This window comes from Pararhizobium sp. DWP3-4 (assembly GCF_049898205.1).
Lineage (GTDB): Bacteria > Pseudomonadota > Alphaproteobacteria > Rhizobiales > Rhizobiaceae > Pararhizobium.
In genome coordinates this window covers 676,224-690,688 of record NZ_JAFCXF010000001.1, presented here as the reverse complement: position 1 = coordinate 690,688, position 14,465 = coordinate 676,224, and the positions used below count along the sequence as shown (strand labels likewise).

Sequence of the window (14,465 nt, the reverse complement as noted above, 5' to 3'; positions counted from 1 at the left end):
GTCGGCAGTCACCGCGAAGTCGCTGGCCACATATCAAATGGGCGCAATCTTCGCGCGAACAGAAGTCACTCATGATCAATGCCGCCCCTTTTAATCGCTTCGACCGGAACAGCAAGCCGCAACGCGGAAAAGGTGAAATTTACGCTCAGGATTTAAATATTCAGAGAGGAGAATTTGCCAACAGAAAAAACCGACCTGCCCGAAGGCAAATCAAATCAACGCCATGACTTAAAAAGAGAAAATGGTGGGTGATGTAGGGTTCGAACCTACGACCCGCTGATTAAGAGTCAGCTGCTCTACCAACTGAGCTAATCACCCGCCAGAACCGCTTCGTTTGCGGCCTCTAGAACCACATTGCTGTGGTGTGATGCGGCGTATAATGGGGTTCGCCGGGCTTGTCTAGTTCCTCGGGTGATTTTCTTTCGGATTCCTCAAAAAAATGTGTGTGGGCTGTTTAGAGGCTGTTTTTCAAAGATAAAGTTCGCCTGCCGCAATCTTCACCGCCTGCCCGCCGATCCGGGCCGTGCTGATTTCACCGCCGGAGACGTCGATATGGAGGTGCAGCAGCGACGGCCGCCCCATCTCCACGCCCTGCTCGATCAGGAACGGGTGATGCCCGTCAATCAACTGGTCGAAGCTGTGGATCGCGCCCGAAAAGGCCGCAACCGCAGCGCCCGTCGCCGGGTCCTCGACGATGCCCATGGCGGGGGCGAACATCCGGGTATGGAAGCGGGCAACATGATTGACGCCGCCGCGACAGTAGAGATAGGCCGCCGCGAGCCGCCCTTCGGCAATCGGAGTTATCTGCTCCCACAAGGCTGGATCGAATTCGACGGCACCTGCCGCGCTGACATCGTGAACGGGGATCATCACGAAGGGAACCCCGGCGCTCCAAAATGAAGGCACATGGTTTTCGAAGCCGATCTGCGTTGCCTTCAAGCTGAACGCATCGGCAATCGCCTGCCGGTCGAATTTGGCCTCAAGGCGGACCGATTTGCGCGGCACGTCGAATTCGGCGAAAGTTGCCTCGCCTGCCCTGCCGCGCACGGCGCAGCGCACCGGGCCGACATTTTCCTCAAGCATCTGCACGAGATCGTAGTCTTCGCCTTCAGAAGCGCGCCCGTCCTCGGCCAGCGCGATCGCCGCCCCCACCGTCGGATGACCGGCGAAGGGCAATTCATAGCCCGGAGTAAAAATCCGCAGCTTCGCCGCATGCCCGGTTTTTTGCGGCTGCTGTAAAAACACTGTTTCCGACAGGTTGAACTCGCCGGCAATCGCCTGCATCGCCGCATCGCTCAGGCCATCGCCATCAAAGACAACGGCGAGCGGGTTTCCCTCCAGCCTGTTGGCGGTGAAAACGTCGTAGATTGCATAGCGACGCGCCACGATGATCTCCTTTTGCTGTTTTCCGTCATCAGACGTTGCATGGCAGGTAGCTTGCGGCAAGCGCAAAAGCGTCATTGCGTGGTGCTGAAAACCCATTCGAGCACCGGCGGCATGAAGGGCGGATAGGGGTGTTGCCCCGGATTGGCTGTGCGAATGGCCAGAGCAGCGTCGATTTCAGGATCCGGATCGGCAGCGATATGGGCATTGATAAGCGCGATCAGCTCCGCCGCCGTTTCGGCAAAATGATAGGCACGAAAAAGCGTGACGACGTCCTGGCCACGCAGGCCATGAAATCCGGAAATATTGCTGGCATCCGAGAGCGACAACCCGGTCTCCTCCAGCACCTCACGCGCCATGTTGCCGTCGATGTCGCAGTATCCGCCGCGGATATCATCCGGATCGAGCGAGCCTGCCGCACAGTAGACACGGCCGGGATTGGCCGTGTGCTGCCCCATGCGGATGGCGATCACGGCACCATCGGAGGAAACGATCACCGGCAGGCCGAACAGATGCAGGGCGGCACCGGCAGGCCGGGTTTTACGCCACAGCAAAAACGCCGAGAAAGGAATGATATGGCACTCTCCCGAAATCGCACCGTCGCGTTTCTCAAGCGACCTCATCAAGAGCATTCGGCCGTCAAACAGAGCGGGATTGGCGGCAACCTCCCGCTCCCAATTGGTCGCGATCTCGGCCGTGTGTGAATGGAAATACGGATGCGGCTCGCCGCTGACACGTACATCGATGCTCGTGACGGGAAAGATCACACCTTCGTCGGGCCATCCGGAAATGTTGCTGGTGCGTTTCGACATAAACCTTGCCTCAGGAATTTTAGACGTTGAGGGAGATGACGACCGGGCAATGATCAGAAGCTTTCGGCCGGTCCCAGCCGGTTCTCGGATAGCGCTCGACCTCCTGCCCCTTCGGAAAGATCGTCCGGTAGGGCTGTCCGCCGCGAATAATCTCCGGCACGCTGGCCGGGTTGCGCTCGGCGAGCGCCTTGGACAGCCAGATGTAGTCGAGCTGGCAAAGGTGCCGCTCGTCCGGTCCACGGCTGTGAAACAGGGTCCAGCGGTCGAGTTCCGGACGCCGGCGCATGACGTTTTCGACGAAACCGTCGCGGCTGAGCACATCCAGCGCGCTCTGCGCCTCTTGCTGCGGCACGAAACGATAGCCGTTGCGGCGGTCGCCCAGCACATCGACCCGTTCCTGATAATCGTTCATGTCGCCGCAGATGGCGAACATCTTGCCATCCAGGTTATCCGCTCCAAAGCGGTTCTCGATGATGCGGCGAACGGCGGCGGCCTCGGCGGCGCGCACCGGCATCGTCGACATGCGCCCATCCAGCCCGTCGCGCGCCGGCCCCATCGACTTGAAATGCACGACGAACAGCGTGAACGGCCGGCCGCCGATGCGGAAATCGAGTTCCAGGCAATCCCGCTTGAAAATGCGGTCGCCAGGCACGTTGGTTGACGCCAAGGCATCGTTGAACAGATCGAAATCGGCATAGGTGACGCCGGCGTGCGATTTGACGTCGACGCACTCGATCTTCTGGCCATCGCGGGTTTCCTCGCGCACCAGAACGGCAACGTCGATGCCGCGGCTGTCATTGCCCTCGATCAGGTATTTCTGCCGGTAGCCGTTGCCGACCATGCGGAACAGGTAGCCGTATTCAAACGCCTGCAGCGCCGCCATGTTGTCGGCTTCCTGCAGGCACAAAATATCGGCGTCGCAATCGGCAATAGCCAGCGCCGACATCTGCCTTGTGTCATCTGTATAGGCGATGGTGCGGGCTTCTTCCAGCCGCTGATATTCCGCCTCGTTCTTGACGTCGAAGAGCCGAAGAACGCGATCCTGCTTGAGGTGGTTGCGAAAGCCGGAGAAATCGAACCTGCTCATCAGGTTTTCGACATTGAAGGTGGCAAGGCGAAGGGTCATCAGCAGTTTCCGAGTGCAATTGGGGCAACTTTAGACAATCGGGCGTAAAAGTCGAATGCCTTTCTCCGCATCTCATCCCTGCCCGTTAACCGGCCGCTTCGACACCATTTTTGGGGTCATCCAGTGATTGCGAATAATCGATCTTGATCGGCCGTTTCACCTTCGCAAGATCAGCCGGACAGATGCACGGCACAGGGAGAAGAACGGAATGTCGAACTGGAAACGCAATGCCAAAGCGGCGATATCGGCTTTGGCTTTCCTCGGCGCCAGCGTCGCGATGGCCCATGCCGACAGTTTCGGGGCGATCTCGCTGTCGCCCGAGACGGGGGCCACCGGCTGGTCGCACGACTATAGCTCGCGTTGGGAGGCTGAAGAGGTCGCGCGGTCGCATTGCGACAGGAATGCCGACGATTGCCGCACCGCCATCTGGTTCAAGAATGGCTGCGGAGCGGTCGCACGCGGGGCAGACGGCGGCTGGGGCGCAAACTGGCGCAGGCAGGCGCAACGCGCAGCGCTGGCATCCTGTTCGAACCATTCCGACAGCTGCCGGGTCATCCGCTGGCAATGCTCCGGCGCGAACTGATATCTCAGAGCAGCCAACCTTGGCGGATCACGAACGGCTGCAGAACACCGCAGTCCAGGGCATGGGCGGAATAGGCCTTGAGACCCTGTCCGCCTGCCGTGCGAAGCGACAGGGAAAACCGCTCGCCCTCGAACACGCAGGATGTCACCTGCAGCAGGATGCCTGCGGGATCGGCAATCACGTGTTCGGGGCGCACAAGCACGGGACGGCTCGGCCCATCTGTTTGCCGGAAGGCCATTTCCAGCGCTGGCCATGGAACCTGGCGCGGCCCGTGAGCAGCCAGTGCCAGATCAAGAATGGCCCCCTGCCCGACCAGCCCGCCGACGACCCGGCCTTCGGGCCGCGCATAAATCTCCTGCGGCGATGCGACTTGCATCAACCGCCCCTCCGACATGACGGCAATGTCGGTCGCCAGCGCCATCGCCTCGCCCTGGTCATGGGTCACGTAGATCATCGTCGCGCCGGACCGGGCATGGAACGCGCGAAACGTTTCCTCCATCGCCGCCTTCAGGTGACGGTCGAGATTGGCAAGCGGCTCGTCCAAAAGTACCACGTCCGGTGACGTCACGAGGCAGCGGGCGAGCGCCACGCGCTGCCTCTGGCCGCCGGACAGATCGGCCGGGCGGCGATCGGCGAACTCTTCGAGCTGGACGACCGAGAGCGCATCCTTGACGCGGCCCTCCCACGCGGCGCCTTTGATGCCACGCACGTTCAGTGGATAACCGACATTCTCAGCCACTGTCATATGCGGCCAGAGCGCATAGGATTGAAACACCATCGCCATGTTGCGCTTTTCCGGCGGCAGCGCGCCGCCGGCATCGGCCAGCGTGCGTTCGCCCAGCACGATCGACCCATCGCTCGGCTGCTCGAAACCGGCAATCATGCGAAGCACCGTCGTCTTGCCGCAGCCGGATGGCCCGAGCAGCGCCAGAAAGCCGCCTTCCCGCACCGTCAGCGAGACATCGGATACAGCGGCGCGGCCGGTACCGAAATCCTTGCTGAGATGGTTGAGGATCAATTGCGCCATGGCAGCACGCCTCTCGGAAGGTGTTTTGCCAGTAGTTCCAAAAGCAGCATCAGAATGACCACCATGATGACGACAAGCACGGAGAGCGCCGAGGCGAGATCGGAACTGCCGCTGTCGTCGAGATTGAAGATCGCCACCCCGAGCGTCTGCGTGCCCGCCGACCACAGCAGCGCCGAAACCGTCAATTCGCTGCAGGCGATGAGGAAGACGAGGATCACGGAAGCGCCCGCCGCCGGTGCGATCAGCGGAACGAGAATGTCGCGCATGCGGCGGCCAAAACCTGCGCCGGAAAGCCGGGCAGCCTCCTCCAGCGACGGATCAAGCTGCAGGAAAGCGCTCGCCACCGGCTTCAGGCTGACGGCAAAGAAACTGGAGAAATAGGCGATCAGGATGATCCAGATCGTCCCATAAATCGACACGTTCACGAACGGCAACGGTGCTGCAAACAACAGGATGAAGGCGACGGCCAGCACGATGCCCGGAAGCGCATAGGGAATTTCAATCAGGCCAGTGATGATGTTGGCGAGCTTTCCTGGGCGTCGGGTCAGCAGATAGGCGGTGAGTACGGTGAACAGTAGCAGCCCGCAGGCCGTGGTCCCGGCCAGGAACAGCGAATTGGCAAACGCCGTCAGCGTCACGGACTGGCGAAACAGGATTTCGCTGTAGGCACCGAGCGACATGGTCTGGAAGTTCAACGGTACGCCATAGGTGGGCACTAGCGAACTGGCCAAGAGGGCCGCTAAGGGGGCGACGAGAACGGCAAACAGCAGAAGTGAAAACCCGGCTTCAGCGATCAGACGCCATGGCCCGAGCGAGAATGCCGCACTCTGTCCCGACAGTCCGATGATGCGGTAATCCCTCCCCCTTAACGCCCGTTGCTGGATCACGAGGCCAAGACCGGCGATGGCGGCGATCACCATGGACAATTGCGACATTTCGGCGAACGTGCCCGCTCCGAAGCTCGAGAGACGGCTGTAGATCAGCGTCGGAAGCACGAAAATCGATGCGGGAATTCCGAGAATGGCCGGAATGCCGAAATTGCCGACTCCGGAGACGAAGGCGATCGCCGCCCCCGCGATCAGGCCCGGCACGGCCAGCGGAAAAATGATATCGCGAAAAACCCGCATCGGCGAGGCACCGGCCAGACGCGCCGCCTCAACACCATCGCGCGGCAAGGAAGCAAGACCGGCCTTCAGCGCCAGAAACACCAGCGGTGCGTGCTGGACACCCAAAAGCAGCGCAATACCACCAAGCGAATAGAGCGGCTGCGGGCTGCCGAGCGGCGGCGCGAGGCCGAGCGTCTTCAACAAAGGGCTGGCCGGACCCGACATCTGCACCCAGGCCAGCGCCGTCACCTGGGGCGGGATCATCATCGGCAGCACGAAGGCGAAGCTGAAAAAGCCTTTCGCGCGGATGTCGGTGAGCGTCACGACAAAGGCAAAGGTTGCGCCGAGCAGAACGGAAATCACCATTCCTGCGGTCGCGGTCATCAGCGTGTTGCGGATGGCAAACCAGGTGGAAGGCTCCGAGAAAAGGCCGGTGGCACCGCCCTCAAGCGAAAATCGCAATCCCGCATACAGCAGCCGTGCGAGCGGCAGCCCGCTCAGCAGGCAGACGGCGATGATAACGAAAGGAAGCAGCCAGGCTGGCTGGCTGCTTCGATTGGCAGATCGTCTGGGCATGGCAACCGATCAGTTGGTACCGAAGATGCCGGAGAACGTCTTCAGGTCGCCTTCGGAGTTCTTGACGGCTGCGGCCGCATCGATCGGCAGAACCTTGATGCTGTCACGCGCCGGAAAACCTTCCGGAAGGGCTACACCATTGCGGGCCGGAATGTAGCCGAGCTTGACGGAAACCTGCTGGCCCTGTTCGGACAAAAGGAAATCGACGAACGTCTTGGCCGTATCGACATTCTTGGCGGTTTTCAGGATGGCGACCGGTTCGGTCACCGCGCTGACACCCTCGGCCGGGAAGACGAACTCGACCGGTGCACCCTTGGCCTTTTCGCGGATCGCCATGAAATCGACGACCATGCCATAGGCCTTTTCGCCGGTGGCAACCGCCTTCAGCACGCCGCCATTACCGCCCGAAGCCGTCGCACCGTTTTCGGCCAGGGACTTGTAGTAGTCCCAGCCGAAACCATCGATGCCGGTCAGTGTCTGCGCGTGGATCAGCGCGGCACCCGAGGTTAGCGGGCTCGGCATCGTCACCAAGCCCTTGGCTTCCGGCTTGGTCAGATCCTTCCAGCCTGTCGGCTTCATCGTGGCGGAGGTGTTGTAGATGATGCCGGTGGTGATCATCTTGGTGGAATAGTAGGCACCATCGGCATCGTAGAGCGCTGCGTCGTAGTTGGCAGCCTCCGGCGACTTGTAAGCCAAGAGCTGGCCGGCTTCCTTCATCCGCTGCAGCGTCACGGTGTCGGCGATCAAAAGCACGTCGGCAACAGGATTGCCGGCTTCGATCTCGGCCATCAGCTTGGCCATGATCTTGGTTGTGCCGTCGCGCACCCACTCCACGTCCACGCCCGGATGGGCGGCCTTGAACGCATCGACGGTCGCCTGCGCGTCTTCGTTCGGTTGGCTGGTGTAGAGCACCAGGTTTTCGGCATGTGCCGAAACGGCAATCAGGCTGGCGGCAACAAGTGCGGTGAATGCACCAAGCAACGTCTTCATCGGTCTTCTTCCCAAGTGAACAGATGGACCGATGGATAGTGGCGGCAATTGACAGGCATATGACACTGCCGACGCAACGCGCGGAGAATAAACAGCCAGCCACAAGCGTGATGTGGGTAGATAGCCGGATGATAGAATGAACATTACTGGGTGCATTGGCCCGCAACCACCTAAACCTGTTGAATATATTAGGAATATCTGCGATCCGAGCGAAGCGCGTATGGCGGGACCAAGGGAAAATCGATGAGCAAGAGCACGACATGGAGCGCCCGGCTGCGCTATGAGTTCGACAAGAGCATGGCCGGAGGGGCAATCGCGCTGATCGGCTGGCTGACGGTCATTTCGCTCATCGTCATCGTTGTCGCCGGCGCCTTTCTCGCCATCACCCAGATCGCGCCGGAAGGTGGCGAACCCGTCAGCTTTATCGAAGGCACATGGGAATCGCTGATGCGGACCTTCGACGCCGGCACAATGGGTGGCGATACCGGTTGGGGCTTTCGCGGAGTGTCCCTGTTCGTCACGGTCGCAGGCATTTTCGTCTTCTCGGCCTTGATCGGTGTTCTGAGCTCAGGCCTCGAAAACAAGCTCGAAGAACTGCGCAAGGGCCGTTCGCAGGTTCTGGAAAACGACCACACGATCATTCTCAACTGGTCGCCCTCGATCTTCGACGTCATTTCCGAACTGGTCATCGCCAATACCAGCCGCAAGAAGCCGCGCATCGTCATCATGGCCCACAAGGACAAGGTGGAGATGGAGGACGAGATCGCCACGAAAGTGGCCGACCTCAAGAACACCAGGATCATCTGCCGCAGCGGTGACCCGACCGATCTCTACGACCTGAACATCGTCAATCCGGAAACCTCGCGCTCCGTCATAGTGCTGTCGCCCGAAGGCGACGACCCGGACTCGCAGGTGATCAAGAGCGTGCTGGCACTGGTGAACGCCCCCAACCGCCGCGCCAAGCCGTACCAGATCGCTGCGGAAATCCGCGACAGCAAGAACGCCGAGGTTGCCCGCATCGTCGGTGGCAAGGAGTTGCAGCTCATCTTGGCGGACGACCTGATTTCCCGCATCGTCGTGCATTCCAGCCGCCAATCCGGCCTGAGCGCCGTCTATTCCGAACTTCTCGATTTCGACGGTTGCGAGATCTACACGCTGGAACAGCCGGACATTACCGGCAAGAGCTTTGCCGCAGCCGTGATGGCCTACGAGACATCGACGCTGATCGGTCTTTGCGAGGAGGACGGCAAGGTCCATCTCAACCCGCCGCCCGGCCGCATCTTCAAGCCGGGCGAACGCGCCGTCATCATCGCCGAGGACGATGCCGCGATCAAATCCGGAAACAACGAAATCCATATCGAGAAAGACGCTATTCTGCCCGTGCAGGCGCGCGCGCAAGGGCCGGAACGGACGCTTTTGCTCGGCTGGAACCGGCGTGGACCGATCATCACCTTCGAACTGTCGCGCTACGTCGCGCCCGGCTCGCTGCTGACCATTGCAGCTGATACCCCTGAGCTTGAGGGTGAGATTGCAGCCCTCAAGGTCGCCAACGGCAACATGGCCGTCGATTACCGCGTCATCGACACCAGCAACCGCGCCGAGCTCGATGCGCTGGATATTCCAAGCTATGACCACGTGCTGGTTCTCGGTTACAGCGACCATATGGCGCCGCAACCCGCCGACACCCGCACGCTGGTCACCCTGCTGCAGCTGCGCAAGATCGCCGAACATGCCGGACGGCATATCAGCGTCGTCAGCGAAATGACCGACGTGCGCAACCGGGAACTGGCGGAAGTCACCCGCGCCGACGATTTCGTCGTCAGCAACAAGCTGGTCAGCCTGATGCTGGCACAGGCGTCCGAAAACGAACGCATGGCCGCGATCTTCGACGAACTTCTCGACGAGGACGGCTCGGAAATCTACATGCGGCCGGTCAGCGATTATGTCGCCATCGGCAAACCCGTCACCTTCTACACGATCTGCCTTGCCGCCCTGCGGCGCGGTGAAGTGGCCATCGGCTACCGCCGTCAGCGCGACGAGGATCAGGACCAGCGCCGGCTTGGTGGCGTCACGGTCAATCCGTCGAAGTCCGAAAAGCTGCTCTACAGCGCCGCCGACCGGGTCATCGTGCTGGCAAAGGATTGAGCGACGCTTCTAAAATCAAGGGGTGGCTATCCGGCCACCTCTTTCCTTTTGATCGCTCGCGACTAGCTTAGCTGACGCTGCGCACGTCAACTGAATCGGGAAAATCATCATGGAATATCGTCTTCTCGGCCGCTCCGGCCTCAAGGTTTCGGCATTGACCATCGGCACCATGACCTTTGGCGGCAAGGGCTGGGCAAAGACCGTCGGTGACCTCGGCGCCGATGAGGCCAAAAAACTTGTCGACATGTCTCTCGACGCCGGCGTAAACCTGATCGACACGGCCGATGTTTATTCCAACGGGGTTTCCGAGGAAATCGTCGGCGAGATTCTTGGTGCAAATCGCAAGGACGGCGTGCTGATCGCCACCAAGGCCCGCTTCCCGATGGGCGACGGACCGAATGATGCCGGATCCTCGCGCCATCATCTGGTGCGCGCCTGCGAGGCAAGCCTGAAACGGCTGAAGACCGATGTTATCGACCTCTACCAGCTGCACGAATGGGATGGCCAGACCCCGCTGGAAGAAACGATGGAAGCGCTCGACATGCTCGTGCGCCAGGGCAAGGTCCGCTATATCGGCTGCTCAAACTTTTCCGGCTGGCACATCATGAAGGCGCTCGGCGTCAGCACCGCCGAACATCGCCAGCGCTTCGTCAGCCAGCAGATCCACTACACGCTCGAAGCCCGCGAAGCCGAATACGAGCTTTTGCCGATCTCCATCGATCAGGGTCTCGGCGTGCTCGTCTGGAGCCCGCTGGCTGGCGGCCTGCTCTCCGGCAAGCATCGCCGCAACAAGACGGCGGAAGGCTCGCGGCAGCTGGCGGGCTGGGATGAGCCGCCGATCCGCGATGAAGACCGCCTATGGAACATCGTCGATGTCCTCGTCGAGATCGCCGAAAGCCGCAATGTCTCTGGCGCCCAGGTGGCGCTGGCCTGGCTGATCGGCCGCAAGGCCGTCACCTCCGTCATTATCGGCGGCCGTACCAAAGCACAGTTCAAGGACAATCTCGCCAGCGCCGAACTGGTCCTGACCACGGAAGAGCGCGAACGCCTCGACAAAGTCAGCGCCCCGCCAATCCTCTATCCCTACTGGCATCAGGTCCGAACCGCCAAGGACAGGCTGGGCGAAGCCGACTTGTCGCTACTGGGGCCGCATACCTGACCGAAAGGCAAGGCCTCAAATCGTTGTCAGCAACAGACTTGTTTCCGATTTGGACACGCCCTCCAAAGCCCGGACATAGCGTAGGACGCGGTCGAACTCGGCGAGATTCTCCGTTTCGATTTCAGCTACGAGGTCCCAGGCGCCGTTGGTGGTGTGCAGCGCCCGGATTTCGGGGATGCCGCGTAGGATCTTGATGACCGAGACGGTTTTCTGACCGGTGATCTCGATCAGCATGACCGCGCGGACCGCATGCGGGTCTTCCGCTGCGGCGATCCGCACCGTGAATCCGGCGATGACGCCATCGGCGGTCAACCGGTCGATCCGGTTCTGCACCGTGCCGCGCGATATCTTCAAGAGCTCGGCCAGTTTCGAAACCGAGGCCCGGCCATCAGCTCTGAGAATTGCCAGCAAACGGCGGTCAGTATTGTCCATGACGTGAATCTCCAATCATTACGCCAACAGAGCCTGTCATTTTGCACGAAATATCAAGCAATTTTCCATGTTATTGCCATTTCGCTTTGTGATGCCGCCCGCTAGAGTTCGCCAGCCTCGTCATAGAGGCCCATTCGAATCGCGAGAGGATCGCCCAAAATGCCGTCTGCCGACCGCCCATCTCTTCGCAACTCCGTGTCGCGCACCGGCGAGCTTTCGATCGAAATGACCCGGTGGCCGAGCGTTACGGAAAGCGATGACGAAGCCGCATTCTCCGGCCGGTTGATGGAGCTTCTCGGCGCTACGCCCTATTTCCGCAAAAACCCGGAAAACCTGCTGGCGCTCGACAGCCACGGTACACCCGCCCGGCAAAACGTCTTGGCTCTGGTGCGCGGAAAGGGCCGGCGTTGCCTGGTTCTGGCGGGGCATTTCGATACCGTCTCGATTGCCAATTACAGTTCGCTGGTATCGCTCGCTTGCGAACCGGAAGCGCTCACCAAGGCATTGATCGATGAACTCACGGCCAAAAGCCGCAATCCCGCCGAAGACAAAGCACTTGCCGACCTGATGACCGGCAATTTCCTTGCCGGCCGTGGCCTGCTCGACATGAAGAGCGGGCTTGCCGCCGGGATCGCCGCACTGGAGCGTTTCGCAGAGCTGGATGAGCCACCCGGCAATTTGTTGTTCGTCGCGACGCCGGATGAAGAGAACCGCTCGCGCGGCATGCGGTCCTTACGCGACGCCCTGCCCGCCATCGCCGAAAAATTTGATCTGGACATTGTTGGCGGTATCAATCTCGACGCCAGCGGCGATGATGGCGATGGCGAGGAAGGCCGCGCCGTCTATCTTGGCTCGGTCGGCAAATTCTCGCCATTCGCCTTTGTTGCTGGCCGGCCCACCCATGCCGGCTATGCCTTCGATGGCGTCAGCGCCCATCTGATCGGCGCCGAAATCATGCGCGCCATGGAAATGAACAGCGCCCTTTGCGACGAGGCCCATGGCGAGATTTCGCCGGCACCGGTCTGCCTGGAAGCCAAGGACGTGCGCCATGGATATGAAGTGACGACACCGGCCCATGTCTGGCTGTCGTTCAACTGGCTGACGCACAGGCGCACGCCTGAAGACGTTCTCGCCGAGTTCAGCGCGCTTGCCGCAACCGCCTTGCAAACGGCGCTCGACACCCAGGCAAAAAATGCAAAGGCCTTCTTCGAGCGCCAGGGCTCAGGCCGCGCGGAAATCCATCAGGGACAGGTCCTCACTTATGTCGAAATGTACCAGCGTGCCGTCTCCCATGGCGGACAGGCTGCAGCCGAACGTCTGAAGGCCCTCGATCAGTCCCTGTCCGGCGGCGAAGACCCGCTGTCGGTCACCCGCCAGATCGTCGCGGCAACGCTCGCGGAGGCCGGTCTCGAAGGCCCGCTGGTGATCGTTGGTTTCTCGACCCTGCACTATCCGCGCGTGCATCTGGACAGTGCCGGAGATACGGGAAAAATCTTTGAACGAAACATGATGGCCGCCGCCGAAACATGCGCGAAACGGCATGGGACAACCATCAAGGCAAAACAGTTCTTCGCCGGCATTTCGGACATGAGCTTCTTCGGCCATCGCCCAGCCGCCGGGCAGACGCAGCTTCTCTCCGACAACACCCCCTGCTCGGCCTTCGTGGACCAAGCACCGGACGGGCTTCTATCCTATCCGGTGGTCAATATCGGACCATGGGGACGCGACTACCATCAGAAATGGGAACGCGTCCACATGCCCTACACCTTCGAGGTCTTACCCGACGTGATCTACGAGGCCGCTCTCGCCTGCTTCGCAGAGGAAGATTAGTCAGGCGGCGATCGACGCTGCTTCCTGGCCGATGAGGTTACCGAGGCGGGAGATTCCCTCCTGGATCATCGCTTCGTCGGCGCAGGAGAAGCTGACGCGCAGCGTATTGGCGCCGGAGCCGTCGGCGAAGAACGCCTTGCCCGGAACGAAAGCCACCTTGGCCGTCACCAGCGATTTTGCCAGCAGATCGGCGCCATCCATGCCGGCGGGCAAAGTCAGCCAGACGAACATGCCGCCTTCCGGAACCGTCCAGCTGACGCCATTCGGCATATAGTTCCCGAGTGCTGCCAGCATGGCGTCGCGCCGCTTGCTGTAGACGGCGCGGATCTTGTTGACCTGGGCGTCAAAACCCCGCTCGGCGACATGGCAGATGGCCATCTGGTTGATGGTCGAGGAATGCAGGTCGGCCGCTTGCTTCATCAGCACAAGCTTGCGGATGATCGGCATGGCCGCCACCACGAAACCGACGCGAAGGCCGGGTGCGAGCGTCTTGGAGAAGCTGCCGCAATAGATTGTGCGGGTCTCGTTGATCGAGCCCTTGCGGGCAATCTCCAGCGCCAGCATCGGCGGAACGGCTTGCCCGTCATAACGCAGCGACTGATAGGCGGCGTCCTCGATGACGGCGATATCGAGTTCTTCAGCCAGATCGAGAACCTTTTCACGCGCGGCCAAATCGAGCGTTTCGCCGGTGGGGTTGGCGAATTCGGCCGACATATAGGCGAATTTGACCCGGCCGCCGGCTTCTGCCGCGACATCGCGATAGGTCTGCGGCGTGCGGTTGCCGGCTGGCGACAGCTGGTCGTAGGCGGGCTCGTAAGCATTGAATGCCTGCAGCGCGCCGAGATAGGTCGGCCAGGTGACCAGCGCCGTATCGTTGGGCGACAGGAACAGCTTGCCGAGATAATCCAGCGCCTGCTGCGAGCCGGAGGTGATCAGGATGTTTTCCGGGTCACAAGGGATACCGATGGCTGCCATGCGGCCGGCAAGCCATTGGCGCAGCGGCAGATAGCCTTCGCTCACCGAATATTGCAGCGCGGCACTGACCGTCGGACCACCGAAAATGTCGGCATAGGCGGCCTTGAATTCTTCATCCGGAAACAGCGCCGGATCCGGAATACCTCCGGCAAAGGAGATGATGTCAGGCCGGTCCAGCAGTTTCAACAGTTCGCGGATTTCCGAGGCGCGCATCCGTGAAGATCGCGTCGCGAAGATGTTTTCCCAATTGAGCATGGAAGTTTCCTCAGATTATGCTTTTTCCGGAGCACATCATGCTGCGCTTATTAAGTCAATAATGCT

At 60.8% G+C, this 14,465-nt stretch carries 13 protein-coding genes and 1 tRNA gene; 5 read left to right on the top strand and 9 right to left on the bottom strand.

Translation table 11 applies throughout. The annotated features are described in order from the left end of the window. Positions 1-71: 71 nt before the first annotated feature. Positions 72-227, top strand: a complete 156-nt coding sequence (locus ACP7E6_RS03245) for a hypothetical protein (RefSeq protein ID WP_426227849.1) — start codon at positions 72-74, stop codon at positions 225-227. Between the two features lie 15 nt (positions 228-242). On the opposite strand, the gene ACP7E6_RS03240 is transcribed toward ACP7E6_RS03245, so the two are convergent. From ACP7E6_RS03240 to ACP7E6_RS03225, 4 genes are all read right to left on the bottom strand, one after another. Continuing rightward, positions 243-318 (bottom strand) — tRNA-Lys (locus ACP7E6_RS03240). Positions 319-468: 150 nt separating this feature from the next. Further along, the gene (locus ACP7E6_RS03235) at positions 469-1,386 is read right to left on the bottom strand and encodes a PhzF family phenazine biosynthesis protein (RefSeq protein WP_426227847.1); all 918 of its coding nucleotides are present in this window, start codon (positions 1,384-1,386) and stop codon (positions 469-471) included. A 71-nt stretch (positions 1,387-1,457) separates the two neighbouring features. Next, entirely contained in the window at positions 1,458-2,195 is a 738-nt protein-coding gene (locus ACP7E6_RS03230; RefSeq protein ID WP_426227845.1) for an NUDIX hydrolase, read from the bottom strand. 19 nt (positions 2,196-2,214) lie between these two features. Then, positions 2,215-3,321 carry an endonuclease/exonuclease/phosphatase family protein gene (locus ACP7E6_RS03225; RefSeq protein ID WP_426227843.1) on the bottom strand — a complete coding sequence of 369 codons (1,107 nt, stop codon included), beginning with the start codon at positions 3,319-3,321 and terminating at the stop codon, positions 2,215-2,217. Between the two features lie 208 nt (positions 3,322-3,529). On the opposite strand from ACP7E6_RS03225, the gene ACP7E6_RS03220 reads away from it, so the two are divergent. Further along, positions 3,530-3,904, top strand: coding sequence for a DUF4189 domain-containing protein (locus ACP7E6_RS03220; protein WP_426227841.1), 375 nt, complete (start codon positions 3,530-3,532; stop codon positions 3,902-3,904). Between the two features lie 4 nt (positions 3,905-3,908). Here ACP7E6_RS03220 and ACP7E6_RS03215 read toward each other — a convergent pair whose 3' ends face one another. Genes ACP7E6_RS03215 through ACP7E6_RS03205 form a run of 3 tightly spaced genes read right to left on the bottom strand, consistent with a single transcriptional unit; the run spans position 3,909 to position 7,603 of the window. After that, positions 3,909-4,931 carry an ABC transporter ATP-binding protein gene (locus ACP7E6_RS03215; protein ID WP_426227839.1) on the bottom strand — a complete coding sequence of 341 codons (1,023 nt, stop codon included), beginning with the start codon at positions 4,929-4,931 and terminating at the stop codon, positions 3,909-3,911. Further along, a complete protein-coding gene (locus ACP7E6_RS03210) occupies positions 4,919-6,613 on the bottom strand; it encodes an ABC transporter permease (protein ID WP_426227837.1) in 1,695 nt (564 codons plus the stop codon). The genes ACP7E6_RS03215 and ACP7E6_RS03210 overlap by 13 nt, the downstream gene beginning before the upstream one ends. A gap of 9 nt (positions 6,614-6,622) precedes the next feature. After that, positions 6,623-7,603 carry an ABC transporter substrate-binding protein gene (locus ACP7E6_RS03205; protein ID WP_426227835.1) on the bottom strand — a complete coding sequence of 327 codons (981 nt, stop codon included), beginning with the start codon at positions 7,601-7,603 and terminating at the stop codon, positions 6,623-6,625. A gap of 243 nt (positions 7,604-7,846) precedes the next feature. Here ACP7E6_RS03205 and ACP7E6_RS03200 point away from each other — a divergent pair, with 243 nt between their 5' ends. Together ACP7E6_RS03200 and ACP7E6_RS03195 are read left to right on the top strand one after the other, a co-directional pair. Next, on the top strand, positions 7,847-9,748 hold the full coding sequence (locus ACP7E6_RS03200) for a CASTOR/POLLUX-related putative ion channel (protein WP_426227833.1): 1,902 nt from the start codon (positions 7,847-7,849) through the stop codon (positions 9,746-9,748). Between the two features lie 109 nt (positions 9,749-9,857). Then, the gene (locus ACP7E6_RS03195; RefSeq protein ID WP_426227831.1) at positions 9,858-10,907 is read left to right on the top strand and encodes an aldo/keto reductase; all 1,050 of its coding nucleotides are present in this window, start codon (positions 9,858-9,860) and stop codon (positions 10,905-10,907) included. Between the two features lie 15 nt (positions 10,908-10,922). Here ACP7E6_RS03195 and ACP7E6_RS03190 read toward each other — a convergent pair whose 3' ends face one another. Then, positions 10,923-11,339 carry an Lrp/AsnC family transcriptional regulator gene (locus ACP7E6_RS03190; RefSeq protein WP_426227829.1) on the bottom strand — a complete coding sequence of 139 codons (417 nt, stop codon included), beginning with the start codon at positions 11,337-11,339 and terminating at the stop codon, positions 10,923-10,925. A 159-nt stretch (positions 11,340-11,498) separates the two neighbouring features. On the opposite strand from ACP7E6_RS03190, the gene ACP7E6_RS03185 reads away from it, so the two are divergent. Continuing rightward, a complete protein-coding gene (locus ACP7E6_RS03185) occupies positions 11,499-13,169 on the top strand; it encodes a M20/M25/M40 family metallo-hydrolase (protein WP_426227827.1) in 1,671 nt (556 codons plus the stop codon). On the opposite strand, the gene ACP7E6_RS03180 is transcribed toward ACP7E6_RS03185, so the two are convergent. Further along, positions 13,170-14,399 carry a PLP-dependent aminotransferase family protein gene (locus tag ACP7E6_RS03180; protein WP_426227826.1) on the bottom strand — a complete coding sequence of 410 codons (1,230 nt, stop codon included), beginning with the start codon at positions 14,397-14,399 and terminating at the stop codon, positions 13,170-13,172. It abuts the gene before it with no gap. Positions 14,400-14,465 lie beyond the last annotated feature (66 nt).